Source organism: Anabaena sp. CA = ATCC 33047 (assembly GCF_963870205.1).
Lineage (GTDB): Bacteria > Cyanobacteriota > Cyanobacteriia > Cyanobacteriales > Nostocaceae > Trichormus.
Map to the genome: position 1 here is coordinate 11896 of NZ_CAWMSA010000031.1, position 25680 is coordinate 37575.

Annotated in this window: 21 protein-coding genes and 1 pseudogene; 11 read left to right on the plus strand and 11 right to left on the minus strand. The window is 41.2% G+C overall.

Going from position 1 to position 25680, the window contains the following annotated elements; all coding sequences use genetic code 11:
* The 8 genes and pseudogenes from AACS98_RS23585 to AACS98_RS06815 all read left to right on the plus strand — a co-directional run.
* Positions 1–266, plus strand: a pseudogene (locus AACS98_RS23585) (DUF58 domain-containing protein); the annotation flags it as partial.
* Between the two features lie 180 nt (positions 267–446).
* Complete coding sequence (locus AACS98_RS06785) at positions 447–812, plus strand: ferredoxin thioredoxin reductase catalytic beta subunit (protein ID WP_066377602.1); 366 nt, start codon at positions 447–449, stop codon at positions 810–812.
* Positions 809–1198, plus strand: a complete 390-nt coding sequence (locus AACS98_RS06790; protein ID WP_066377603.1) for a DUF309 domain-containing protein — start codon at positions 809–811, stop codon at positions 1196–1198. The genes AACS98_RS06785 and AACS98_RS06790 overlap by 4 nt, the downstream gene beginning before the upstream one ends.
* 272 nt (positions 1199–1470) lie before the next feature.
* Positions 1471–1968: an LptA/OstA family protein gene (locus AACS98_RS06795; RefSeq protein ID WP_066377638.1), complete on the plus strand. Its 498-nt coding sequence runs from the start codon at positions 1471–1473 to the stop codon at positions 1966–1968.
* Between the two features lie 28 nt (positions 1969–1996).
* Entirely contained in the window at positions 1997–2728 is a 732-nt protein-coding gene (lptB, locus tag AACS98_RS06800; protein ID WP_066377604.1) for an LPS export ABC transporter ATP-binding protein, read from the plus strand.
* 343 nt (positions 2729–3071) lie between these two features.
* The gene (locus tag AACS98_RS06805; protein WP_066377605.1) at positions 3072–4187 is read left to right on the plus strand and encodes an LptF/LptG family permease; all 1116 of its coding nucleotides are present in this window, start codon (positions 3072–3074) and stop codon (positions 4185–4187) included.
* Between the two features lie 174 nt (positions 4188–4361).
* On the plus strand, positions 4362–5564 hold the full coding sequence (locus AACS98_RS06810; protein ID WP_066377607.1) for a hypothetical protein: 1203 nt from the start codon (positions 4362–4364) through the stop codon (positions 5562–5564).
* 93 nt (positions 5565–5657) lie between these two features.
* Complete coding sequence (locus AACS98_RS06815) at positions 5658–6362, plus strand: M15 family metallopeptidase (protein ID WP_197480185.1); 705 nt, start codon at positions 5658–5660, stop codon at positions 6360–6362.
* Positions 6363–6441: 79 nt separating this feature from the next.
* Here AACS98_RS06815 and pcrA read toward each other — a convergent pair whose 3' ends face one another.
* The 4 genes from pcrA to AACS98_RS06835 all read right to left on the minus strand — a co-directional run bounded on the left by pcrA (position 6442) and on the right by AACS98_RS06835 (position 13669).
* Positions 6442–8763, minus strand: coding sequence for a DNA helicase PcrA (gene pcrA, locus AACS98_RS06820; RefSeq protein WP_066377608.1), 2322 nt, complete (start codon positions 8761–8763; stop codon positions 6442–6444).
* 119 nt (positions 8764–8882) lie between these two features.
* Entirely contained in the window at positions 8883–10607 is a 1725-nt protein-coding gene (locus AACS98_RS06825) for a sensor histidine kinase (RefSeq protein ID WP_066377609.1), read from the minus strand.
* Positions 10608–11177: 570 nt separating this feature from the next.
* The gene (metK, locus tag AACS98_RS06830; RefSeq protein ID WP_066377612.1) at positions 11178–12452 is read right to left on the minus strand and encodes a methionine adenosyltransferase; all 1275 of its coding nucleotides are present in this window, start codon (positions 12450–12452) and stop codon (positions 11178–11180) included.
* A 212-nt stretch (positions 12453–12664) separates the two neighbouring features.
* Positions 12665–13669 (minus strand): phosphoribulokinase, encoded by a 1005-nt coding sequence (locus AACS98_RS06835; protein WP_066377613.1) that lies wholly within the window; start codon positions 13667–13669, stop codon positions 12665–12667.
* Between the two features lie 1126 nt (positions 13670–14795).
* Here AACS98_RS06835 and petH point away from each other — a divergent pair.
* Both petH and AACS98_RS06845 read left to right on the plus strand, forming a co-directional pair.
* Complete coding sequence (gene petH, locus AACS98_RS06840) at positions 14796–16103, plus strand: ferredoxin--NADP reductase (RefSeq protein ID WP_066377614.1); 1308 nt, start codon at positions 14796–14798, stop codon at positions 16101–16103.
* Positions 16104–16229: 126 nt separating this feature from the next.
* The gene (locus AACS98_RS06845; RefSeq protein WP_066377615.1) at positions 16230–17519 is read left to right on the plus strand and encodes a homoserine dehydrogenase; all 1290 of its coding nucleotides are present in this window, start codon (positions 16230–16232) and stop codon (positions 17517–17519) included.
* Between the two features lie 163 nt (positions 17520–17682).
* On the opposite strand, the gene AACS98_RS06850 is transcribed toward AACS98_RS06845, so the two are convergent.
* From AACS98_RS06850 to AACS98_RS06865, 4 genes are all read right to left on the minus strand, one after another.
* The gene (locus tag AACS98_RS06850; protein ID WP_066377642.1) at positions 17683–18120 is read right to left on the minus strand and encodes a CAAD domain-containing protein; all 438 of its coding nucleotides are present in this window, start codon (positions 18118–18120) and stop codon (positions 17683–17685) included.
* A 595-nt stretch (positions 18121–18715) separates the two neighbouring features.
* Positions 18716–19939: an RNA-guided endonuclease InsQ/TnpB family protein gene (locus AACS98_RS06855; protein WP_066377622.1), complete on the minus strand. Its 1224-nt coding sequence runs from the start codon at positions 19937–19939 to the stop codon at positions 18716–18718.
* 306 nt (positions 19940–20245) lie between these two features.
* Positions 20246–20704, minus strand: coding sequence for a pentapeptide repeat-containing protein (locus AACS98_RS06860; RefSeq protein ID WP_066377627.1), 459 nt, complete (start codon positions 20702–20704; stop codon positions 20246–20248).
* Positions 20705–21015: 311 nt separating this feature from the next.
* Entirely contained in the window at positions 21016–21879 is an 864-nt protein-coding gene (locus tag AACS98_RS06865; RefSeq protein ID WP_066377629.1) for an alpha/beta fold hydrolase, read from the minus strand.
* A 139-nt stretch (positions 21880–22018) separates the two neighbouring features.
* On the opposite strand from AACS98_RS06865, the gene AACS98_RS06870 reads away from it, so the two are divergent.
* Positions 22019–22453 carry a DUF2358 domain-containing protein gene (locus AACS98_RS06870; RefSeq protein WP_369815956.1) on the plus strand — a complete coding sequence of 145 codons (435 nt, stop codon included), beginning with the start codon at positions 22019–22021 and terminating at the stop codon, positions 22451–22453.
* 304 nt (positions 22454–22757) lie between these two features.
* On the opposite strand, the gene AACS98_RS06875 is transcribed toward AACS98_RS06870, so the two are convergent.
* The 3 genes from AACS98_RS06875 to AACS98_RS06885 all read right to left on the minus strand — a co-directional run bounded on the left by AACS98_RS06875 (position 22758) and on the right by AACS98_RS06885 (position 25572).
* Positions 22758–23258, minus strand: a complete 501-nt coding sequence (locus tag AACS98_RS06875; RefSeq protein WP_066377630.1) for a DUF2382 domain-containing protein — start codon at positions 23256–23258, stop codon at positions 22758–22760.
* A 195-nt stretch (positions 23259–23453) separates the two neighbouring features.
* Positions 23454–24344, minus strand: coding sequence for a DUF2382 domain-containing protein (locus AACS98_RS06880; RefSeq protein WP_066377635.1), 891 nt, complete (start codon positions 24342–24344; stop codon positions 23454–23456).
* A 376-nt stretch (positions 24345–24720) separates the two neighbouring features.
* On the minus strand, positions 24721–25572 hold the full coding sequence (locus AACS98_RS06885) for a DUF2382 domain-containing protein (protein ID WP_066377637.1): 852 nt from the start codon (positions 25570–25572) through the stop codon (positions 24721–24723).
* Between the last annotated feature and the right edge of the window lie 108 nt (positions 25573–25680).

Consider the following 25680-nt stretch of genomic DNA (forward strand, 5'->3'; position numbering starts at 1 on the left):
ACGGGCAGAGCCATCGCACTGTTTTAGAAACTCTAGCAGAAACTAGATATCACGAAGATGCTAACGAGCCAGATTTTCAGTCTCCCTTGATTTGGTTAACCCAAAATCCCCTCAGTCTTTCTACACTCCCTCAAGGTAGCCGTTGGTTGCTCTGGCAAGACATATCATCACCAACAGAAGCAGTAGTCATTAATAGAGATTACCCTGGCATCGTCATAGAGAAAGAACAGACCCTACAACTACAGTTACAAAAATCCTTAAATTGATTATGAGATTAAAACTTATGTATTTAAAAAATCAATGAATGCTGACATAGTTTCTTTTGATCCCTGTCGTGGAAAAATATTAGCGTGAAAAACTCAGGTTGGGGACATCTCCCCAACAATACCCGACTGTGACTGCGGTACAATGCAAAGAAATATTTAAATTATCAACTGCCGATCCCAATGATTTCATCCGAAGCCAATACAAAATCCAGCGATAAAAGTCTAGAGGCCATGCGCCAGTTCTCAGAACAATATGCCAAGCGTACCGAAACTTACTTTTGTTCTGAACCTTCCGTGACTGCCGTTGTGATTGAAGGACTCGCGAAACATAAAGACGAACTAGGCGCGCCTTTATGTCCATGTCGTCACTACGAAGATAAAGAAGCAGAAGTCAAAGCCGCGTATTGGAACTGTCCTTGTGTACCGATGCGAGAACGTAAAGAGTGCCACTGTATGCTTTTCCTCACCCCAGAAAATGAGTTTGCCGGAAAAAATCAAGACATCACTCTCGACACCATTAAAGAAGTGCGGGATAGCATGGGATGAGTGAAACCATGCCCCCAGAATATTGGCAAGGTGTAGAACAATTTAATGCTGGACAGTTCTACGCCTGTCATGACACCCTAGAAGCTTTATGGATTGAAGCCAGCGAACCGGAAAAAACCTTTTATCAGGGTATTCTTCAAATTGCTGTAGCTCTTTATCATTTGGGTAATCGCAACTGGCGAGGTGCAGCTATATTACTAGGAGAAGGCAGTAATCGCCTGCGACGTTACCCATCCAGTTACGGCGGTATTGATGTAGACGAATTACTTAACCAGAGTGCAGACTTGTTAAAAGCTATACAAGAAATTGCTACAAATACAATAAATACCGATATAGCTAAAAATCAAGCTTTGCCTTTACCTAAAATAGTTGTAGTTGAACAATAATTGATCCTGACTTCTACATTCATGGGCTGAGTTCTCAGCAAGCAGTCAGAAAACCCTTCTCTGTAGAGTCTCTTCGCTTGGCGGAGAGATTTTCCTGTAAAATCCCGCAGGGTATTTTGAATTTTGAATAGTGAAGAAACTCTCAGCTTTTGTCAAGCGTCAATCTCCTAACCAGTTTCTATCCAAAATTACTTCCTGGTGAAGATTTTATTTTCGGATAAACTACTTGACATAATTAGTATACAAGCTGAAATCCAGAATACCAAATGGCCATGAAGCCCTACTATCAATTTCCCTTGTCAAAAATGCGTCAATTGGGATTAGCGTTACTGCTACCAACCGCATTCTTTGGTGCTTTAGCTTTGCCTCACCCCATACCCACGGCTACTGCACAAACATCAGGGGGAAATCGACCTCTGACTATCCGTGCTGACATCCAAGAATACGATGCAAAAAATCAGGTGATCACGGCTCGTGGTAATGTACAGATGTTGTACCCTGCTCGTCAAATCCAGGCTACAGCCGCTCAAGCTCAATACTTTAGTAAGGAACGCCGCATTGATTTCACTGGTAATGTCTATATTTTGCAACAAGGCGGTAATAGTATCCGCGCCGAAAGGGTAACATATTTGATTGATGAAGGACGATTTGTGGCTTTACCCCAATCTAACCGTCAGGTAGAGTCTGTCTATATGGTGCAAGACTCAGAACTTAACGGTAACACCGGGACACCCGCACCCCAAACGCCAGGATTCAGACGTTCTCAATAGCATCAACCATTAAGACAGTCTGCGAATAGTGAAAATTGTTTTAGAAAATATTCACAAATCTTACGGTAAGCGAGTTATTGTCAATCGCGTTAACCTTTCTGTTGCTCAGGGTGAAATTGTCGGTTTACTAGGCCCGAATGGGGCTGGTAAAACAACGACATTTTACATTGCCACAGGGTTAGAGAAACCCAATCAGGGGAAAGTTTGGCTAGATAATTTAGATATTACTGGATTGCCAATGCACAAACGGGCGCGGTTGGGTATTGGCTATCTAGCACAGGAGGCTAGCGTTTTTCGCCAACTCTCAGTACAAGATAATATTCTTTTGGTATTAGAACAAACCAATGTACCGCGCTGGGAGTGGTCACAGCGACTCTCAACGTTACTGCGAGAGTTTCGCTTGGAAAAAGTGGCTAAAAGCAAAGGCATTCAACTTTCTGGGGGGGAAAGACGACGCACAGAATTAGCTAGGGCTTTAGCCGCAGGAAGAGAAGGGCCAAAGTTTTTACTGTTAGATGAACCATTTGCAGGTGTTGATCCCATAGCTGTGTCTGAGATACAGCAAATTGTGGCACAACTGCGCGATCGCGGTATGGGTATCTTAATCACAGATCACAATGTCCGCGAAACCTTGGCTATTACTGACCGTGCATATATCATGCGTGAAGGACAAATCCTCGCCTATGGTAACGCTGAAGAACTCTACAGTAATCCCCTCGTGCGGCAGTATTATTTGGGTGATAATTTCCAAGTCTATTAAGTAGAAGGCAGCAGGTAGAAGCAAAGAAAAGTTGTTTATGCTGGTTCGTGGACGTAGTTAATCATAGATATTTAGTAATTTTTGCTGAATAATTTTAAAAAAGAATTTTTAACTTTTTTTACAGCAAGTTTTCCAAGTATAAAATTTAATGATGAAAGCTAGATATAGAGCCTGTTTTACTTCTGATTTCTGACACCTGACTTATGCTGTAATTACTCAACAAAATCAGATGTATAAATTTTGGTTTGTCTGGGCTGCCCATGTTTAATTTTTACATTTGTATATGATATCCAAAAAGCTCTCGTCATTCTACAGTTTCAATTCGCTGCTACCTGTGACAATCATGGATAGGTACTTGGCTAGCGAATTGTTACCCACATTTTTATTCGGTGTTGGGGCTTTTTCATCAATTGGTGTCACTATTGATGCAGTATTTGAGCTAGTCAGAAAAGTTGTAGAATCTGGGCTACCTATCAGTATTGCCGTTCAGGTTTTTCTCTTAAAGCTACCTAATTTTATTGTTTTAGCTTTTCCCATGTCTACGCTGTTGGCGACGTTAATGGCTTATAGTCGTCTTTCTAGCGAAAGTGAATTAATTGCTTTGCGTGGTTGTGGGGTGAGTGTTTATCGGATGGTGCTAACTGCTGTGATGTTGAGTTTTGTTGTCACAGGGATGACGTTTTTATTTAATGAGCAAATTGCACCAGCCGCTAATTATCAAGCCACTCTGACTTTACAGCAGGCACTCAAGTCAGACAAACCCACTTTTAAGCAACAAAATATTTTTTATCCTGAATATAAGGAAATTCAACAGCCAGATGGCAGTAAAAGCAGAATATTGACACGCCTATTTTATGCTGACCAGTTTGATGGTCAACGGATGAAAGGTTTAACAGTTATAGACCGTTCTACGGAAGGTTTAAATCAAATTGTTGTGGCAGAATCTGGCCAATGGAATGGCTCTCAGGGTGTTTGGGATTTTTATAATGGCACTATCTATTTAGTAGCACCTGATAGGTCTTACCGCAATATTTTGCGGTTTGAACAGCAACAACTGCGACTACCCCGTACACCCTTAAGTCTGGCAGAAAAAAGCCGCGACTATGGGGAAATGAATATTGCCGAAGCGTTAGAACAGTTAACCATAGAAAGGCTCGGAGGCGATCGCCAAAAAATTCGTAAACTAGAAGTTCGGATTCAGCAAAAAATCGCCTTACCTTTTGTCTGTGTAGTTTTTGGCTTAGTCGGCGCAGCTATGGGAACCGTACCCCAACGCACTGGGCGCGGGACAAGTTTTGGTATTAGTGTGATTGTGATTTTTTCTTATTACTTACTCAGTTTTATGACTGGCGCACTCGGACAAGCAGGTATTGTTTCTCCGTTTATGGGTGCATGGCTACCAAATTTCATGGGTTTGGTTATAGGAATCTTCTTGTTAGTGCGGGTTGCTCAACGCTAGATGATAACAGGGAGTTGGGATTGGGGAGTCCTGGGTACAATAATAACTAATTCAACGAATTTAAGATAATAACTAAATCAACAGCTACGATGAAAACATCATTGGAGTTAACAATCACCGCAGAAATACTTAAAAAAAATTATGTCACCTTACGTAAATTTTTATTAATTAACCATGTCAAATCGTCGTTATCCTCCTGCCAACTTACGCTATCTCAAAGCCAGATTGTTGAATTTAGGACGACCTAGTTTTTGGGGAACAGCAATTTTTTTATGCGTGTTGGGTTTGCTGATTCAACAATATTGGTCAAATCCAGATATATTTACTCAACAGCGCAACCAAGTCACTGAGTCAGACGCTATTGGCTCCGAATTATCGGATGAGGATAGAGCGATCGCGGCAGATATTGATAATTTACCTCTGTTGTTGGATAGCTCACAGTCACTTAACTTACCAGTCACCACCAACAACTCTCAAGACAATAACAGCAACAACCAACTAGCAAGCGTCAGCAAAAAACCACAATCTGCTAGAACTAAGCCATCCAATTCTGTCTCACAGAACATTTATACGATCACCACACCGCAAAACAACATCTTTGTCACACAAGCAGAAAATTTATTGCGGTTTGGAGCAACTGATAATCATCAGTTATTGGGATTGCAGTCTTTTAATCCTGCCTCTCAAGCAACAAATAATCCAGTAAATGCTGCGGGAGTAGCACCAGAATTACAGACTCTCAGCAACATTAGTCAGAATAGTAGCTCGATTAATCCCTCAGCCACAGTTTTCAGTCAACCAACTAGCAGCTTGAATTATACAAGTTCATCTGTTACCAATTCTATCAGCAATTCTGCTGTTGGAGGAGTTCTACAGACAGCACCCCTAAATATTTCACCCATGCAAAGTTTTTCACCTAGCACGGTGATAAATTCTAGACCGGCTGATATTCCCCAAAATACACCTAATCTGTCACCCAATTATTACACTAATTACAATCATCTTCAAACAGTGCCTAGTATGGGGATAAATTCTAGACCGGCTGATATTCCCCAAAATACACCTAATCTTTCACCCAATTATTACACTAATTACAATAATCTTCAAACAGTGCCTAGTATGGGGACAAATTCTAGACCGGCTGATATTCCCCAAAATACACCTAATCTTTCACCCAATTATTACACTAATTACAATCATCTTCAAACAGTGCCTAGTCAGGTACAGGTGACATCACCAGTTATTACGCGTACATCGCCGATTATTGGCCCCTATACTGTCCGCAATAGTCGAAATGGAGTGGTAACACCCACAACTCAAGTAGTACCTAATAACTACAATAATTCTATTTGGCAGCAACCTCATCAATATCCTTAATTTAAATTGCCTATATTCGTCAACCCGAATCTCAGTATATAAATGAAGTGCCAAGGAATGGCTACCTGAAATTTGTGGTTGTGAGTGAAGTGAATGCAAACTTATCAGATAAGACCGTATCACCAGATACCAATTTTGGAATGTGGAGAAGCGTTAGTACAGATTCCTTTGGAACTGTTTGCCGTGGAATCTCCCCATCCTTATGAAAAACTAGGCGCGCCTTATGGTGAATATTCGCCCTATTATCTGCGTCAGCGTGTAGTTGAGAATTTAATTCAAGCTCAGAATTATCTACAATTGCTGCGTCCGCATTGGCGCATTCAGATTTTTGATGCTTATCGCCCGGTAGCTGTACAGCAGTTTATGGTAGATTACAGCTTTGCTAGCGCAGTCAGGGAAAGGGGGCTGAGTGCGGTTGAGTTAACACCACAGCAAAGTCAAGAAATTTGGGCGGCTGTTTATGAAATTTGGGCTACACCCAGTCTGGATCAAAACACACCACCACCTCACAGTACAGGTGCAGCAGTGGATATTACATTGGTAGATGATGCGGGAAACGTGATAAATATGGGTTCGCCAATAGATGATTTGTCAGAGCGATCGCATCCCGATTACTATGCCAATAGTCAGCATCCAGCCGCACAACAATATCATGCTCATCGTCAGTTGTTACATGATGTCATGTTAAAATCAGGTTTTCAGCGTAACCCTAGAGAATGGTGGCATTTTTGTTACGGTGATCAAATGTGGGCTTGGTTGAATGATGAACCTACAGCCCGTTATGGGCGTTTAGTATAAAAGGGAACAGGGAACGGGGAATAGGGAACAGGGATTAAATCAAGACGCGATTAATCGCGTCTCTACAAGAGGGTGGATTTTAATCTAGTTTTTGCAACTGCGCTGCTTGAGGATCAATAATCTTTTGTCCCAAACTCGCAAATTTAACCGCCACAGATAGCTTATTTCCTGTTCCAAAAACATGAGAGATTTCACCAATACCAAAAGTTTTATGTAATACACGCTCACCAACTCGCCAATTCTGGGTAGTTGCTGACTTACTATTACCTACTGGTGCTTTTGTGTAACTTTGACGGCTTTTCCTTTGAGTAGCTAATAATTCCGGGGGTAGTTCGTCAAGAAATTGCGATCGCATGGCAGGTTCTCGTGTACCATACAAACGCCGTTCACGGGCAAAGGATAGATGTAGCCTCTCTTGGGCGCGGGTAATGCCCACGTAACACAGGCGGCGTTCTTCTTCTAAGCTAGCGGGATCATTCAAAGAACGGTAACTAGGGAATAATCCCTGTTCTAACCCTACCAAAAACACTACAGGAAATTCTAACCCTTTGGAAGCGTGCAAAGTCATCAAGGAAACAGCAGCTTGTCCTTCTTTTAAGTTATCTAAATCCGAACTCAGGGCGGTACTTTGCAAGAAGGCTGTTAAAGAAACATCCTCACTTTCTTCTTGAAATTGCTGCACCGCATTATATAATTCTTGGATGTTTTGAATTCTGTCCTCTGCTTCGTCTGTACCTTGATTTTGTAAATCCTGCACGTAGCCAGAATCATCTAAAATTCCCATTACCAACTCGGTAACTGGAACTGTGGCTATTTCTCCTTGCCAACGACTAATCATTTGGGCAAAATTATTCACCGCTTTGGCGGAACGCCCGGCTAAGGTATTAACTGAGGTTTCATCGCTCAATATTTCCCAGAGAGTTGTGCCTAATTGCTGGGAGGCATTCATTAAATTATCAATGGTGGCTTTACCAATACCACGCCGGGGTGTATTGATAACTCGTAATAAACTGACTGTATCAGATGGATTCGCGATCGCCTTCAAATAAGCCAAGACATCTTTAATTTCTTTGCGATCATAAAACTTCATCCCCCCGACAACTGTATAAGGAATTTGATTTCTGACTAACAATTCTTCAAAGGGGCGAGATTGGGCGTTGGTACGATACAGAATCGCAAAACTACCCCAATTTAATTCCGGGTTTTGGTATTCTAAGGTGCGAATTTGTCTAATCACAAACTCCGCTTCTGCTAATTCATCGTCAGCTTTGTGACAATAAATTTGCTCACCTGCTCCCCTTGTAGGTTTGAGAATTTTATCAATACGTTGGGTGTTATTTTCAATGAGTTCGTTAGCAGCTTGCAGAATATTTTCACAAGAGCGATAGTTTTCTTCTAACTTCACCATCGTTCTGGTATCGTCATCTGGCAAACCGTCGCCGAAATCTTGCTGAAATTCCAACAATATGGTAAAATCAGCCATTCTAAAACTGTAAATAGATTGGTCAGCATCACCCACTACAAACACTGAGCGATTTTGCCAATTCCATTCACTCTTACGTTCTTCACCATTTGTTACTAACAGGCGAATTAGTTCGTATTGAGTGCGGTTAGTGTCTTGATATTCATCGACGAGAATATGACAAAATTTGTGATGCCAATAACCTAAAACCTGTTCATTTTGTTGAAATAATCTGGTAGGGACGAGAATTAAATCATCAAAATCGAGGGCGTTATTTTCTGCTAGTCTTTGCTGATAAAGATTATAAACATCAGCAATGACTCTACCGCGATAATTTGGTTGTTCTTTCTGAAATTCTTCTGGTGAAAAGCCTTGGTTTTTAGCGTTGCTGATGGCGTAACGTACAGAACGAGGTTCAAATTTTTTATCGTCTAAATTTAATTGTTTCGTGACGATTTCTTTCATTAAACTTTGAACATCAGACTCATCAAAGATGGAAAAATTACGATTCCATTTACGCCCTTTTTCGTCTTGGTATTTTTCAATATCAAAGCGCAGAATGCGAGAAAAGAGACTGTGGAAAGTGCCACACCACAAGTCTTTAATGGTATTTTTATAAACGCGCGATCGCAATTGAGTCTGTTCGTATTCTGGCAACAACTCTAACCTTTCACCATATTCTGTCATTGCCAACTGTTCAGCAAACAGTTTTTGAATCCGTTCTTTCATTTCCCGTGCAGCTTTGTTAGTGAAAGTCACCGCCAGAATATTTTCCGGTGCGACACGGTGTTTTAAAATCAAGTTAGCAATGCGGTAAGTTAAGGCGCGTGTTTTCCCTGAACCAGCACCAGCCACAACTAACAAAGGGCCGCAATAATGTTCTACAGCTTGGCGTTGGCTAGGGTTGAGTTGACTGAGAAAGTCGATACTTGTAGTCATGGTGTGAGCAGTGCTGATAACTTAATTAATAGTCATTAGTCATTAGTTATTAGTTATTAGTTATTAGTCATTAGTTTTTCTCCTCCGCTTCCTCCGTTCCCCAGTCAAGAGTCCCTAATTTACTCCTGTACTGTCAATGGTAAGTTAACTGTGAAAGTAGAACCAACTCCCGGTTGACTCTGCACCACAATTTCACCTCCCATCATTTGACAAAAGTGGCGACTGATGGCTAAACCTAAACCTGTACCACCATACTTTTTCGTAGTGGAAGTATCCCCTTGCATAAAGGGTTGAAATAACTGTTGCTGTTGAGCGAGAGACATCCCAATCCCTGTATCACTCACAGTGAAGGTAATAGTTCCCAAGGGTGCTGCTAGTGAGCAGTCTTGGATGTCTTTCTTAACTGTGAGGGTTATCTTGCCGTTAGTGGTAAATTTAGCTGCATTACTTAAAAGGTTTAATAAGACTTGCCGCATTCTAGTTTGGTCGGCGTACATTGCGCCTAAGTGTTGATCACAATGTACTTCTAACACATTACCATTTTTTTCGATGGATGGTTTGACTGTGAGGACAACGTTATTAATGAGGGTGATAATTTCAAATGTCTCTGGGTAGAGAGTCATTTTCTCGGCTTCAATTTTGGATACGTCGAGGATGTCGTTAATCAGTTCTAGTAGATGTCGTCCAGCCGAGTTGATGGTTTCTAAGTCGGTGATAAAATCTGGTGATAAATTTAGATCAGTGGCATCATCTTGTAACAGTTGACTCAAGCCGATGACTGCATTTAACGGTGTACGTAACTCATGACTGACATTAGCCAAAAACCTACTTTTGGCTTTGCTGGCGGCTTCGGCTAATTCTTTGGCTTGCTCTAATTCTTTTGTTCGTTCGGATACTCTTTCAATTAAACGATTCAGTGATTTTGCTAGTAAGCCAATTTCATCTTCTGTGGTGACGGGAGCGCGTAGATCAAAATTGGATTTGCGTGCGACTTGTTCAGCGACTTGAGTGACAGTAATTACCGGTTCAGCAATCGCCCGACTGGTGCGCCATGCTATGATAGCGGCGATCGCCACTGATACCAGCATACTCACCATCACAATTAATCTCTCAACTCCTTTGGCTTGCTCAACATCTCTTTGTCTTTTCTGCTCTTGTTGTTCAGCCGTTCTGAGGATGTTGCTCAATTTGTCTGATAGCTGCTCTAGTTGCATGGCTGTGTAGCCACGCATAACTTTCAATAACTGCGATCGCACTACAGCTACCTGTTGTGGTGGTACAGGCTGTTGGGTGTTTTGTAAGACTTGATCTATTTGCTGAACGTAAGTTTTTAAGTTCGAGGCATAATCTTGTAATAAAGCCTGTAAATTCGCACTCGTCGCCGCTAATAAATATTGAGGAGCATCTTTGATATACTTATCAAGTTTCTGCTCTATGTTCTTGGCTTTCTCTACATCCTTCAAAAAATCGGCCTTTTTACCTGGTAGCCGTTGTGAGTCTTCTAATAAAGCCACTATCTTAGAGCTATGCAGTTGCGCTCCCATTACAGCATCTTTATAATCACTCAGTAATTGTCTTTGCTCTTGAGCTTGATTAAATTGCCTAATTTCTCTTCCCCGGTAGTAGTTGGCAATCACTAATCCAGTCAGGGAGCCGAAAAATCCAATTCCAATGGCTACAAAGTAGCCATAACCAATTTTTTGATGTATGCGCCAAGAACTGGCTTTGAGTTTCCCGCGTGAGGGAAATTCTATCGTCGGGAGTTCATCTATGGATGGCTCTTTTCCTGACACGTTTTCGCCTTCTAAACTGTTGTCAACAGGGATTGGTTGTTGAGTTTGCATCCTCAAATCTCCTTATCCCTCCCGCAAAAATCACCACATCAGTATTATTTGTCTCAATACAGCAAACGGCAATTAACATTTACATTATCTACTTTTATCACCAGCACAAATAATTATTTTCTAGATAATTCGCATGACTTCATTCAATTTAATTTGTTTTGATATGAAATTTTACAAAGATTTTTTGCTGCAACCCAGACCAATTTTGTCATAACCTCTTCTTGACTATTAGAAGACGCTTAGTTAATTACACAGGTATTGCAGCCTCATTATGCTAACACTTGGCTATAGCCAATTTTAACCATTTCCTGGGGGAAGTTTGTAATATGAAAAAGTTTTTCCCCTACACCCCTAAACCCTTACACCCTTACCCCCCATTACCTACTCCTTTTTTTCAGCTAAACTCCCGGAAAATATGATGCGTAAGTCCTAATATTAGCGGATTTAGTCAAAAAAATCCTCTGACTATTAACTTTTAGCCAGAGGTTATTGAGTAATTTTTGATCATGATACTGAGGTGAGAAATAACTCTCAAAAAAGATAAATCACCTCAATTCTACTGTCTGGAATTTACTTTAGTGCCTGTGCGATCGCAGCTGATAGAGAATGGTTCACCGCTTGCTTCAAGAATTCCGCCTTATCGGTGCGTTCCCAAGGTAAATCTAAGTCATTCCGGCCAAAGTGTCCGTAAGCCGCGACGTCCTGATAAAAACGTCCGCCTCTTTCACTTGGTAAGTTGCGTAAGTTGAAGGCATGAATAATTCCCGCCGGACGTAGTTCAAAGTTCTGCTTAACTAATTCCAGCAAGGTTTGATCATCAACTTTGCCAGTGCCGAAGGTATCCAGAAAAATACTCACAGGTCTAGCTACACCAATAGCGTAGCTCAACTGGACTTCACATTTATCAGCCAACCCAGCCGCGACAATGTTTTTGGCGACATAACGAGCCGCATAAGCTGCTGAACGGTCTACTTTGGTGGGATCTTTTCCAGAGAAAGCACCACCACCATGTCGTGAATACCCACCGTAGGTATCGACAATAATTTTCCGTCCAGTCAAACCAGAATCACCTTGAGGGCCACCGATGACAAATTTACCAGTGGGATTCACTAAAAAGCGTGTTTCTTCACCAGGTTTAATCTCTATGTCATTAAACACAGGTGCCACTACAGCCGTCCACAAATCTTGTTTAATTTTGGCTTGAACTGCTGCCTCATCAGTGATATCACCGATAGTGGCTGTGTGCTGGGTGGAAATGAGAATAGTATCAATACCTACGGGACGACCATCTTCATAGATCACGGTAACTTGGGTTTTACCATCAGGACGAAGATAGGCTAACTCTCCTGTTTTACGGACTGCGGCTAATCGACGGGCAATCCGGTGTGCTAAACTCACAGGCAAGGGCATCATTTCAGGGGTTTCGTTACAAGCAAAACCAAACATAATCCCTTGATCACCAGCACCGATAGTGTCAAATATTTCATCACTATCTTGTTGGCGGGTTTCGTGAGCAGTGTCAACACCTTGGGCAATATCCGGTGATTGTTCGTCTAAAGCGACAATTACACTGGTACTGTTGGCAGAAAAACCATTATCAGCATCAATGTAGCCAATTTCCGCAATTTTCTTGCGGGCAATATTCACATAATTGACGTTGGCTTTGGTAGTGATTTCACCAGTGATTAGCACCAAGCCAGTATTTACTACTACCTCAGCCGCCACACGGCTAGAAGGGTCTTGTGTAAGTAAGGTATCTAAAATCGTATCAGAAATCTGATCGCAGATTTTATCAGGATGACCTTCGGTAACTGACTCGGAGGTGAATAAGTAGCGTTGAGTCAAAGAGTATTCCTCCTTTAAAAGTATTTTCACTGACTGAATTAGTGCAGCTACTAATTACTGGAATCATAACAATATTGACACATTCAGTAGTTATTGTTTTCTGCTTTCACCAAAAACCTTTAAAATCTTACAGCCTTTGCTCTGAGTCAAATTATCCAAAAAAAAGGAGTGCTGTCAGCACTCCTAACATTTTTGACACAAACACTGCTGTTTTAAACGTTAACTGCTAGCTTGGCTTCGTTTGCTGTTAAACGTTCGTAAGTAGCACGCATTTTCAAACCTGTAAGCACTTGGAATAAGCCAGTTCCATTGTTGGAACCTGGATACTCCCGGTGTTGGAGTAATAAGTGAGTCATCTCACCTTGATATTTAGTAGAGGTGTGGCTCAGATGAGTTTCGATGTAAATTACTTCTTCTAGGTTGTCAAATTGACCGTCTACCTCTAGAACTGACACATAACGACCGTAGTAAACATCGGAACCGTAGTAAAGTTGCATACCGGGGTAGGAACAGGTCAGCTTACGTCCACAAGGTGTCCAGTGGATAGTTGAGCCTTCATCAAACAGGTAAGTTGGCTCAAAGCCTTCTTTTCCTTCCCGTTGTAGCATCCGTACCCGCAATACTTTGCGTTCTGTATCGTTTTTGATCAGGTTGGTGGGCAATACTTGTAGCACCACATCGGCGAATTCTCTTTGTGGTTCAATATATTTTTGGAAATCGGGTTTGCGGGAGTTGATGGCGGCAAGTACATCTTCGTAGCGATGGCCACGTTCTGCCATGTCACGCTGGATTTTCCAAGCAATTTTTACTTCGTCGCTGATGTCGAAGTAAACGCTAAAATCAAGGAGCGATCGCACCCGTTCATCATATAGCGGATGTAGACCCTCAACCACTACAATATGATTCGGCTCTACGATTTCCGGTGGATCGATCTCGCCGGTTTCGTGGTTATAAATCGGCTTATTAATCGCTTGACCTTCCTTGAGAGCTTTGATTTGCTCATACATCAAATCAAAGTTGTTTGCCCTGGGGTCAAGTGCAGTAATACCAGTTTCTTTGCGTTGCTTACGATCCAAACAATGATAGTCATCTAAACAGATGACTGTCATCAACTCTTCGCCAAACAAATCTGTCAACCGACGCAAAAACGTAGATTTACCGCACCCAGAGTCTCCGGCTACTCCAATCAGTACCACGCGTTCCGGCTTACTTGTCATAAATCTCCTCTAAATACTAAATGTGTCATCAATAATTTTTCACAGCAGAGTGTGAAGCCAGGAGTTTACCCCTTTGGTTTATCCTGCGTTCTTGCTACTCACCGAATATATAAGACTGATCAGACAAGTTGACAACCTGTCTTAACGGTCGTTACTCGTCTGAATATCTTTCTTTGAGAGATGGTAAGTATTTAATCCTAGTGGTATAGTTGATTTTAACAGAAGGAAGTATCCCATACAAGATTTATTGTCAATAGAATCTCATGCTTGACCAAATACACTGATCATCGAGTTGGGATGGTCAAAAATTCCGTCCTCAATACTTACCAATTAGGTAGCTATTCTAATTGTTAATTGCCTTATATGATTAAACCTATAAGGTATAATTTTATCTAGGCGGAAAATTTGCCAAATATGCCAAAATTTTAGGTTTGGGCTTTAGTGTGGCTCAATAGATGAAAGTTGGAATCTATCTCAAGCATGAGTTAGTCTATGAGATTACCAACTAACGGCAAGGTTAGCATCAGTAATCATAGAATGGTAACGGTAGAGGTTGACAGATGTTTCACTTCACGTAAAACTAAGTGTAGCTGCTGATATTCAGTCTTCTTATACAATTAATGTTTGTTAGCTGGTTTGAGATCCTAGGAGTGGAATGAGCCATCACCAGGAAATCTCAGCAGCAAAAGCATAAATAAGAGACTCAGGTGCTTTCAAAGTGTTAACTAATGCCCACTCAAATTAAAAGCTGGTGTAGCAGCAGCTTTTGAAGGCTAAATTAACATGGGTTAGTACCAATTGAAATTGCCTTCTGATGTTGTATAACGCGGCATCTTGCTCTTGACAGAGATAAAGGCATGGGTATTTTTTTACGAAAAAAAAGATTAAATTGACACATTATTAACATTCTCCAAGTGACTTATCCTTTACCGTAGTAGGGGAACAGGTGTGTTTATTACTATGCCTACACGTTCTTGGGGAGTGTACTAATGCTAGGTGTTAGTTGATAACACCAGTTTCTCAGATCGCTAGTTTTAGCTACCGGAAATCCGATAAACTAAAGCTGACTTGTGATGGGAAAACTTTTTTGAGAAAAGGTTAAGTAAATTTCGGAGTGGTAGAAAGAATGTACAACCAAGGTGCTTTTGAAGGTGCTGCCAACACAGAATCAGGTAGCCGCGTCTTCGTTTACGAAGTAGTGGGTCTGCGTCAGAACGAAGAGACTGATCAAACCAACTACCCAATTCGTAAAAGTGGCAGTGTGTTCATCAGAGTGCCTTACAACCGCATGAATCAAGAAATGCAGCGTATTACTCGCTTAGGTGGCAAAATTGTGAGCATTCATCCTGCGAGTGTTCTACAGCAACTTAACGGTAACGCTGCGCCCGGCGAAACTGCTAGTAGCCAGGAAAATGGTAAAGCCACACCTGTGACAGCAAAAAGTGAGGAGAACGGCTTCGCTCAATCACCAGCTGAACAACAGCAAAAGAACAAAGACAACAAAGGCAACACCATGACTCAAGCGAAAGCAAAAAAAGCACACGCTGACGTTCCTGTTAATACTTATCGCCCCAATGCGCCATTTATGGGTAAGTGTATCTCGAATGAGACCTTGGTCCAAGAAGGCGGGATTGGTATAGTTCAACACTTAAAATTTGACCTTTCCGATGGGAATTTGAAGTACATCGAAGGTCAAAGTATTGGTATTATTCCCCCTGGTGTAGATAAGAACGGTAAGCCAGAAAAACTCAGACTGTACTCTATCGCTTCCACCCGTCACGGTGATGATGTAGATGACAAGACAGTTTCTCTGTGTGTGCGTCAGTTAGAGTATAAACACCCAGAAACCGGTGAAACAGTTTACGGTGTTTGTTCTACTTACCTGACTCAGTTAGAGCCTGGTGCAGAAGTGAAAATCACAGGCCCAGTGGGTAAGGAAATGCTGTTACCTGATGACGAAGATGCCAACGTGATCATGATGGCTACCGGTACAGGTATCGCACCTATGCGTGCTTATCTGTGGCGGATGTTCAAGGATGCTGAAAGAGCAGCTAACCCAGAGTACCAGTTTAAGGGCTTCTCTTGGTTGATTTTTGGTGTGCCTACAACTCCCAATATTCTTTACAAAGAAGAATTGGAAGAAATGCAGCAGAAGTATCCTGATAACTTCCGCTTGACTTACGCCATCAGCCGGGAACAAAAGAACCCCGAAGGCGGTAGAATGTACATTCAAGACCGTGTGGCAGAATACGCTGATGAATTGTGGCAATTAATCAAAAATGAAAAAACTCACACCTACATCTGCGGTTTACGCGGGATGGAAAATGGTATTGATGCGGCTTTGACTGCTGCTGCTGCTAAAGAAGGTGTAGTCTGGAGTGATTATCAAAGAACCCTCAAGAAAGCCGGCCGTTGGCACGTTGAAACATACTAAGTTCGTGATGAGTTATTAGTCGTTAATCAATAGCTGATTAGACTAAGACAACTGACACAAGATAATCTGTAGGGTGGGTGAATAACTCGCCCTACAATTGTTATTGGTGAAATTGGGTGCAAGCTTGTGGGCGTAAAGCTGGGAATTTTAGGATTAGGTACGGTAGGGACGGGAACGGTGCAGTTACTACAAGATGCGCCTGGCCGTCACCCATTGTTACAAGAAATTGAAATCTATCGCGTGGGTGTGCGATCGCTTGATAAACCCCGTGATGTTAATTTACCATCGGAGGTAATCACAACAGATTTAGAGTCAATTGTCAATGACCCAGAGATAGATATAATTGTGGAAGTGATGGGCGGATTAGAACCAGCGCGATCGCTGATGTTGCAAGCCCTGAAAAACGGTAAACACGTTGTCACCGCCAATAAAGCCGCCATTTCTCGCTTTGGGGCGGAAATTTTCACAACTGCCAATCAAGCCGGGTTATACGTGATGCTAGAGGCGGCTGTGGGTGGTGGCATTCCGGTAATTCAACCATTGAAGCAAGCTTTAAGCGTCAACCGCATTCATACCGTGACTGGTATCATCAACGGTACGACTAACTACATCCTCACCCGGATGCAAACCGAAGGTAGTGATTTCGCTGATGTGTTGGCGGATGCTCAACGCTTAGGCTACGCTGAGGCTGACCCCACCGCCGATGTTGACGGCTTAGATGCAGGTGATAAAATCGCCATTTTAGCCTCCTTAGCCTTTGGGGGACGCATTCGCTTAGAGGATGTGTATTGTGAAGGCATTCGTCAAGTTAGTCAAACTGATATCGCCTATGCGGAAAAATTGGGCTTTGTCATTAAATTACTGGCGATCGCCACCAATCGCGTCAGCGATACCTCAGAATTATCTGTGAGAGTTCATCCCACCTTCGTCCCCAAGGTACATCCTTTAGCAAGCATTAACGGTGTTTATAACGCCATTCTTGTAGAAGGAGAACCCATCGGTCAAGTCATGTTTTTCGGCCCTGGTGCGGGTGCGGGTGCTACTGCTAGTGCGGTGACTTCCGATATTTTAAATCTAGTAGCCGCACTCAAAAGCAATACAGCCGCCCCCAATCCCCTGTTAACCTGTAGACATGAGGATTACTCGCAAATTGCCCCCATATCCCACCTTGTCAGCCGATTTTATGCCCGATTCCTCACCAAAGACCAATCGGGTGTCATTGGTAAACTCGGTACTTGTTTCGGCAATCATTGTGTCAGTTTAGAGTCAATTGTCCAAACAGGCTTTCACGGCGAACTAGCAGAAATTGTAGTGGTGACTCACGATGTCCGAGAAGGCGATTTTCGCCAAGCTTTGGCAGAAATTCAAAGTTTAGAAGCAGTCGATAGTATCCCTAGCATCCTGCGAGTATTGTAAATCTGTTGTAGGGTGCGTCAGAGGAAATAATTTGGTCAAGCACAGATTTTCTACATCTGACGCACCCTACCGTCCCGCTAGTAACTGCATAAAATCTCAAAATGGTCAAGCAAAATGCTTGACCATCTGATTGAGAATGTATACCCGGTAGTAGACTCAGAAATTAGCTTTCTGAACCATCTTGACCCACTACTTGGGATTTCAGGGTTGTAATCTCATTGTTTAACTCTTGTCTGGTTGAAGCTTTGAGTAAGTAGCGATAAACAAACCAAGCAGAGTAACCAATACCAATCAACTCAAAAGTTGGTGCTACCAAAGGAATATCATTTAAAGCATCCAATACTGCCAAAAGTATTCTGACAGCAACTAATGCACCGACAATTAAACCAACACTGACAAGGGGTTGTTTATATTGATTAAAAAAGTTGCTGACGTAATCAGGCAGAGTTCCTAAAAATTGAGAAACTTGTTCTCCGTATTTTAACCATTGCTCTTGAGACTGTACAGGAGGCTGGAGTTTAGTAATAGTTCCTGTTTCGTTGTTGATATCTGGCACTTTTGCCTCTTGGGACTGGGTTTGAGCGAATTCCGGTTCTTGCATTTTCACTTCCATAAATTTGACAGTTGAGGTTCTCTCATCCGGACAATTACAACCAAAAGGCTGTTGATTAGGCAATGCACTCTTGCATCAAACTGAGTTGAGGAACTAGGTGTAATGTCCTATAACCATAATTGCCTTCTCACACCTACTGCATCAACTACAAGGTAGACAGTCGGCAAATGAAAGTCAGAAGGCTACAGAATATGATAAAATCAGTCGCTTTCTGAGTGTTGCTGTTGTGAATCAACTGAAGTCCTCAGATTGTCATTATCCTCGGTTGTGTCAGTTGCTGATCATCGTACTCAATTAAAGTACAGATCATGCCAAAATCACTCCATTTCTCATTTATACAAGCACAAACCCTGATTTCATCTGATTATTAAAGCTATCTTAAGCCGTGTTCGTCAATTACGGTATTGATTTTCGCTACCAATAATTAATAAAAATTAGTATTGTTATCATTTCCCAACATAATCGCCAACCAAGTCATCGACTTTATGGCGTGCAAATGTACTATTATGGGAAAATGCGATCGCCTGTTATCGTGAATCAATACTTCAGTCTTGGCGGATTACAGTTTTGTGAACTACTCCAACTAAGCTGACGCTATAGTTGGAGTTTCCAACTTCACGGAAGATTGCCTCATCTTGGATTTGCGTCCGCGAATTGGTCTTACATCCTCTCCATTGGCGTTAGCCTCCCCCGTCCCAGAGGAGGACAGCATTCTGATGCCTTCTGCTCTAATATTTATCGCTGCATTACCATCTCTATGGTGATGAGTACCGCAGCTTGGGCAAGTCCAAGTTCTCACATCTAGTGGTAACTCCGAAATTTGACAATGACAATTAGAGCAAAGCTTGGAACTAGGGAACCATCGATTTATTTCTATCAACTTTCCACCACTACGTTCTAATTTGTAGCTTAGGAAATTTACAAAGGTTCCCCATCCAGTATCAGATATCGCTTTTGCTAGTTTGTGGTTACGAACCATGCCCTTGACGTTGAGGTTTTCGACTACTACCACTTGATTGTTATTAACTATCTTTCTAGACAGTTTGTGTAGGTAGTCTTGACGGACATTGCTAACTTGTTCATATACCCTAGCGACAATCTTGTTAGCCTTTCTACGACGATTGCTACCTTTGTTTTTCCGTGCAGCAATGCGTTGTTTTACAGCTAGTTTTTTCTCGTATTTAGATAAATGTTTTGGGTTTGAATATTTGTGAACCTTACTACCATCATAGGTAACAGCAAAATCCTTGATTCCCAAATCAATCCCAATAACTTTACCCTCACTGGTAGAGGTAGGATAATCACCCTCATATTCCATCAAAACCGAAGCATAATACTTACCCGACGGACATTTACTCACAGTTACCGTTTTGATTATTCCATCAAGCGGCCGATGCATTTTTGCTTTGACAACTCCTAGCTTGCCGGGAAATTTCAAAGCATCATCAACTTGCTTGACTTTCTGTGGATATTGAATTGATTGGCGATGATGTTTTGATTTGAATCTAGGGTATTTTGCTCTACCTTCAAAAAAGTTTTGATACGCACGGCTTAGGTTGAGACTCACGGACTGTAAAACTTGTGAATAACAATCCCCTAGCCATTCAGTTTCTTTCTCTTTCTTGAGTTTTGGTAATAAAGAATTTAATCCAGACTGAGACAAGCCTTTGCCAGTCGCTTTATAGGTTTCAATACATCGATTCAACCCATAATTCCACCACCAACGCGCACATCCAAAGTGTTGAGCTAACACCTTAACTTGCCCGTCTGTGGGGTATAACCTGACTTTTACAGCTTGTCGTTTCACTTAGATTTCTCTAATTATCGACCTATTACTATTATATACATATTGCAGTAATACCGTACAGAAAATATTTGGCTACTCCTCATACATACCGTCCTTTATCAACCTTGCGGTTTATTTCACTCAGATATGTAATCGTCGTAGCCCGGCTTATATCCCCACCTAACATTCATATAGGTGGGGACTTACGCCGATTTGGTTAACTTGGTTTAAATGTTTATAAAAGGATGTGAGAGATTGAGATCAGATTACACCCAATTCTCTCACCCTATTTTTTGTTTCTTTTAAGATTAGCTGACTCAGTTGACTCTAATCCCAATCGGGAATTTGTGTCGCATCTTCGCCACCCACACCGATAGCAGTGTTATAGATTTCTGCATCAGTTATGGTTAGGTTTTCCATTGATGCGCCATACACGTTGGAATCAAATACATGGGCGCGGGTTATGTTGGCGTTGTTCAGATTCGCCTTTTTGAAGTTGACGTTAGTCAGAAAGGCGGCGGTGAGATTTGCTCCTTTCAAGTTAGCGTTAGTCAAATCAGCACCTTCCAGGTTAGCACCTTCCAGGTTAGCACCTGCTAGGTTAGCTCCTCGTAAATCAGAACCGATTAAATGAGCACCACTGAGGTTCATGCCTGATAGATTACACCCGATACATTCCCTAGTTGATAGTAGTCTTTGTAAATCTTGCGGATTGCCAGCTTTGACTGAGTTGACAAAAAATAGGGGAGTGGCTAAGGCAACAGCTGCTAATAGCTTGATTTTCATAATTGTCCCCCTTAACATTTTCTTAGTGTCCGTTCTTTTCCTCACGCTTCTATTATCTCATGAAATTGCTAAACAATGTTGATTTAAATCACAATTTCCTATTTATGGAACATAGATGTAATCATCAGGTTAAACATCTGATTATCTCGGCTTTCTCACTCTAATTAATCAGAATTTAGGCATAAATACCTGAAAATAATTTAATATGAAATCTTGTTAAGAAAATGTATCTAGTGATATATTTTTTCATGGCAAAACCTTTCAGTATTTACCATGAAAAACTCTTTCCCATGTCTCGATAAAATTGTATGTTAATTTACTAAAAACTCTCGGATATACTGGTTAACTAACTCTGGTTTTTCTTGTTGTACCCAATGTCCACAATCGGGAATATACTTAATTTGGAGATGTCTGACATAGTTAGAGGTGTGATATGTCAGTTCTTTTCCTAAAGCTGTATCATTTTCACCCCAAATCATCAGTATGGGAACCTCTAAAATGCCCCAATCTTTCTGAAATAAGAAGCTGGAGAAAACATTACGGTAATAGTTCAACATGGCTGTGAGTGCGCCACGTTTGGCAGCAGCATCTTTATAAGCATCTATATCAGCAGGTGTAAAAGCACTTTTATTAATTGCTGTCCCTGAAAGTATGTTTTCAATTGCTTGATAATCTGAAGATTGTAGTGATAATTCTGGTAGCCAGGGTAGTTGAAAAAAGAAGATATACCAACTACGTAGTAACTGTTGAGGAGTGGATAAACCTTGGGCGAATTTAGCAGGGTGAGGCAAATTGAGAATAATTAAACGCTCTACCATGAAGGGATGAGCATAGGCAAAATTCCAGGCGATCGCACCACCCCAATCATGTCCGACTAAAATACAACTATCGTGTCCTAATCCCTGAATCACCCCTGCAACATCTTGAATCAATTCATCCATCACATAGGCTGATTGCTCTTTTGGCTTATCACTATCGTTATAGCCACGTAAATCAACGGCTACCACTTGAAAATCGGCAGCAAATTCCGGGATTTGATGCCGCCAGGAGTACCAAAATTCAGGAAAGCCATGTAACATCAGCATTAAACGCCCTGTTCCTTGGGTGACATAGTGGAGTTTCACCCCGTTAGTATTGATATAACCGTGCTGCAAAGAATTTTCAACTATAGACATAGGTGTAAAAGCTGTTAATCCTCACTTGTTAGTGTCCGTTGCACCTAACATTTATCGGCGTGATTTTTCGAGTGATCGAGCGATCGCAGATAAACTGGTGAAAGAACAGTTTTGGTTTTTGCACAAAATACAGAGGACAATGTTTGTGGAATCTCGACAGCAAATAGAACAGGTGATCAAAACTCTGCAAGAGGATTTACCCACACTGTTTGAGAAAGATATAACTTATGACATATACACAAAAGATATTTATTTTCAAGACCCTGTAAATAAATTCCAATATAAATTTAACTACCGAATTATTTTTTGGACTTTACGATTTCACGCGAAGCTATTTTTTACAGAAATCTACTTTGATTTACATGAAGTTTATCAGTCAGCCGCAGACACAATTACAGCTAAATGGACAGTCCGGGGTGTGTTGCGTGTTCCCTGGAAAGCACAGATTTTTTTCAATGGTTATTCAACTTATAAACTCAACGAAGATAATTTGATTTATCAGCATATTGACACTTGGGATAGGAAACCAGGTGAAATTCTGCGTCAGTTTTGGCAAAAAGGAGAAATTTATTAGTTATTAGTTATTAGGCAATAATAGTATGATTTTCCAGCCCACTTTGTCAATGTATTTGGTCAAAATAGCCAATAGTTAACATTTCAGTTTGGGGATTTTGGCAGATGGCAGAACCCCAATTTATGGAAGATAATGGGGTAATAATTGCCTAATTATGGTTAATAAAGTCATATCTTGCACCTTTCTCAATAAGCGTCAGGCGATGCACATCCAATGACATAAAGCTAAGGCTTTCAGCCAATTGCCAGCAATGCCCACCCTACAAAAATTATCATCAAGGAACAGGTGCAAGATGTTGGTCAAGTTATTTTTCAGGCTTTGGTAATTGACCTTGAGAACAACGGTCAAACCATTCCTGATATTTTTTTTGGTATTCTTCATTGTCTACAGAAATTGATACTACCACCTCCTGACAGCCGTGATTGCGTTCTAGAGCGATCGCATTCAATAATAAACTAGCAATTTTAGGTGAAACAAAGCGACCGTTAACAGTTAAACCACTCAATTGTCCATTAAATTCGGGTCGGTCACTTTCCCTTAACTCCACCCCTGTAATTTCTCCCTGGCTTAAATCAATTTCTGCCAATTGTTTATGGTCTGGGGTAATTTGTTCGACAATCAGTTTCTCCCGTCTTACAGGAACTTGCACCATTTTAGTTTCGATGGCTTTGCGAACAATTACCTCACCAATTTTATGCTTGCTACTGTCAACTAATAGCTCTTCCTCAAGTAAGCGAACAAGTTTATCTTCCTCAGAGTTGTTCACTTTTGGTTCTGGTGTTTCTGGAGCTAAATACTCAGGCATATCAATTGTTTTTACAGTAATCTGGTATTGAATAATTTTCAGTTTATGAGGACTTACGCAACTGAGATTTTCAGCTATGAGTAAGGATTTTAGTCATGATTTACTTGGCGTAGTCTCTTAAAGAGAGGACTAAAGTCTTCACTACCAGTAATTAAACTTGTGCTTTCACTTGCGTAAGTCCTGAGTGATTAACGTTTAACGTTCCTCAACAGGAAGATTAGGAGCATTTACGTCTAACTCTTCACGGCGTACAGTATCTTCAGCTTGAACAGTTTCTTGATCTACAACTTTTTTCACTCTGACTTCTTCCCGCAAAACAGCTTCTTTGCGAATATCAGGGGTTTCTTCATGAAGTTCTACACGAGCAACTTCGCCTTCACGGAAGTTTGCTTCTCCAGGAGAAACAACAGTACCAGCATCTTCTGGTGTGACACGTTCAATCACCACTCGTTCTTTTTCCACTGGTACAACAACTCTGGCTGTTTCAGTTTCAACGTGCTTACCAACCGCTACCTCTCCAATTTTCTCACGGCGTTTGTTAGCAACCAACCGTTCTTCGTACAATCTCAGAGTGTCATGGTGTGGCTGATGGAGTCCATACAAAGCAGGTTCATGCTCGTATTTATAGGTATCGCGGGTGTAAGATGTAGGTGTTGCTTGGGCAGTTGTCCCTGTGAGTCTAGAGGATTCTACAGGTGTTGATGTTTCTAAACCAGTGGTGGTGTAGCTGGGACTGCGATAGACTCCCCGTACCTGTTCTTCATAGTCGTAGTCAAGACCTGCACGTTCGGTAAACTCTGGTAAATCTTCGGCTTGCTGTCTTGTCATACCAATGGCATAAACGCGGTTGCTGCTATTGTCAATGCGGGAGCGACCAACTGGTAATAAAACCTTCTTGCCAAAAATCCAAAAACCTAAGTCAACGACTAAATAGCGAAAATGCCCATCTTCGTCTACTAAAATGTCACTAACTGTACCAATCTTTTCGTCAGTTCCTTCTGTGTAGACACCAAGACCTTTGATATCATCACCTTGAAATGTATCGCGGTAATTTGGATCAAATTCTTCTAATTTGTAAAGTACCATGTTATTTCACCTCAAACTTTTTATAAAATGACTCCTAATACAAAAGTAAAGATTTGTATGTAATTTTCCCTCTTTCGCTCGAATGAATTTGCTTAAATCAGCAATATCTTAAGTTATAGATTGAAATAAAATTTAGAAAATTGAGTAATGGCTGATGTTATCTTCATAAAAAAATCATATCTGGCACTGACCCTATTTCCAGCTAAAGAATAAATTCTTGGGCTAAGAGAGTCAAAGCTGTTAAATAAAACTCAAATACAGCCCTAGTCAGATTTATCTGACTGTAGATATTAGCCTAGTAAAAATCTAATTGTTTGGCGGTAAAATTGGGTAGGTGCAAGATATGAGTTATGACTGATTTTTGACAAACATCTGATTACATAGTTTCCGGTTGCGAAACTTTGGTTTCATTCATCAGTAAATCGCCTTGTGTATTTATATCTAATTCTTCGCGTCGAATCGTATCCTGTGCTTCAACTGTGTCTTGTTCTACCATTTTTCTCACCCTAACTTCTTCGCGGACAAAGGCTTGTTTGCGTATTTCAGGTGTTTCTTCGTACAATTCTATTCTTGCTACTTCTCCCGCTTGAAATTTTACTTCTTTTGGATCTACTATTGTTTCTCCTGTCTCGGCATTTTTTGGGGCAACACGTTCAATTAATACACGTTCTTTCTGCACTGGGACTGTGACTCTGGCAGTTTCGGTTTCAATGTGCTTACCAACTGCTACTTCTCCAGTTTTAATTCTCTGTTTATTAGCAATCAATCTTTCTTCGTAGAGTCTAAAAGTTTGATGATATGGCTCGGTTAAACCATATAGTGCGGGTTCTTTTTGGTAGCTATATGTCTCGCGATCATAAATCATTCCGCTAGTGGGAGAACGAAATACACGACGGACATTTTCTTCGTAATCTTCATCAACAGTTATGCTTTCGTTATACTCTGGTAAATGTTCTACTTGTTGTTTACTCAGTCCGTCAACATAGACACGTTTGGCAGGATAATTAATACGAGAAAGACCAATTGGTAGTAAGATATTCTTACTTACAGAATCTACTGCTGTGTGAATAACTAGATAACGAAAACGTCCGTTTTGGTCAACTAAAGCGTCAGCAATTGAGCCAACTCTGACTCCACCTTCTGTATAAAGGTCTAAAGCTTTAACATCATCTCCACCAAAGGTTTCTCGGTAGTTGGGGTCAAATTCTTCGAGTTTATAGAGAGGCATACACTATTCCTTTTTTGTTAAAAAACAATATCTATTTATCAGCCTAAAAATGTTTTGTCTCAATTCCCTCTGGCTGACGACTGAATTGTTGTGATAGGGAGTGAGGAA

Coding starts and splice junctions, on each gene's coding strand:
- AACS98_RS06785 (WP_066377602.1), top strand. CDS start 447: ATGATTTCATCCGAAGCCAATACAAAATCCAGCGATAAAAGTCTAGAG.
- AACS98_RS06790 (WP_066377603.1), top strand. CDS start 809: ATGAGTGAAACCATGCCCCCAGAATATTGGCAAGGTGTAGAACAATTT.
- AACS98_RS06795 (WP_066377638.1), top strand. CDS start 1,471: ATGAAGCCCTACTATCAATTTCCCTTGTCAAAAATGCGTCAATTGGGA.
- AACS98_RS06805 (WP_066377605.1), top strand. CDS start 3,072: ATGGATAGGTACTTGGCTAGCGAATTGTTACCCACATTTTTATTCGGT.
- AACS98_RS06810 (WP_066377607.1), top strand. CDS start 4,362: ATGTCAAATCGTCGTTATCCTCCTGCCAACTTACGCTATCTCAAAGCC.
- AACS98_RS06815 (WP_197480185.1), top strand. CDS start 5,658: ATGCAAACTTATCAGATAAGACCGTATCACCAGATACCAATTTTGGAA.
- pcrA (WP_066377608.1), bottom strand. CDS start 8,763: ATGACTACAAGTATCGACTTTCTCAGTCAACTCAACCCTAGCCAACGC.
- AACS98_RS06825 (WP_066377609.1), bottom strand. CDS start 10,607: ATGCAAACTCAACAACCAATCCCTGTTGACAACAGTTTAGAAGGCGAA.
- AACS98_RS06835 (WP_066377613.1), bottom strand. CDS start 13,669: ATGACAAGTAAGCCGGAACGCGTGGTACTGATTGGAGTAGCCGGAGAC.
- petH (WP_066377614.1), top strand. CDS start 14,796: ATGTACAACCAAGGTGCTTTTGAAGGTGCTGCCAACACAGAATCAGGT.
- AACS98_RS06850 (WP_066377642.1), bottom strand. CDS start 18,120: ATGCAAGAACCGGAATTCGCTCAAACCCAGTCCCAAGAGGCAAAAGTG.
- AACS98_RS06860 (WP_066377627.1), bottom strand. CDS start 20,704: ATGAAAATCAAGCTATTAGCAGCTGTTGCCTTAGCCACTCCCCTATTT.
- AACS98_RS06865 (WP_066377629.1), bottom strand. CDS start 21,879: ATGTCTATAGTTGAAAATTCTTTGCAGCACGGTTATATCAATACTAAC.
- AACS98_RS06870 (WP_369815956.1), top strand. CDS start 22,019: ATGTTTGTGGAATCTCGACAGCAAATAGAACAGGTGATCAAAACTCTG.
- AACS98_RS06875 (WP_066377630.1), bottom strand. CDS start 23,258: ATGCCTGAGTATTTAGCTCCAGAAACACCAGAACCAAAAGTGAACAAC.
- AACS98_RS06880 (WP_066377635.1), bottom strand. CDS start 24,344: ATGGTACTTTACAAATTAGAAGAATTTGATCCAAATTACCGCGATACA.
- AACS98_RS06885 (WP_066377637.1), bottom strand. CDS start 25,572: ATGCCTCTCTATAAACTCGAAGAATTTGACCCCAACTACCGAGAAACC.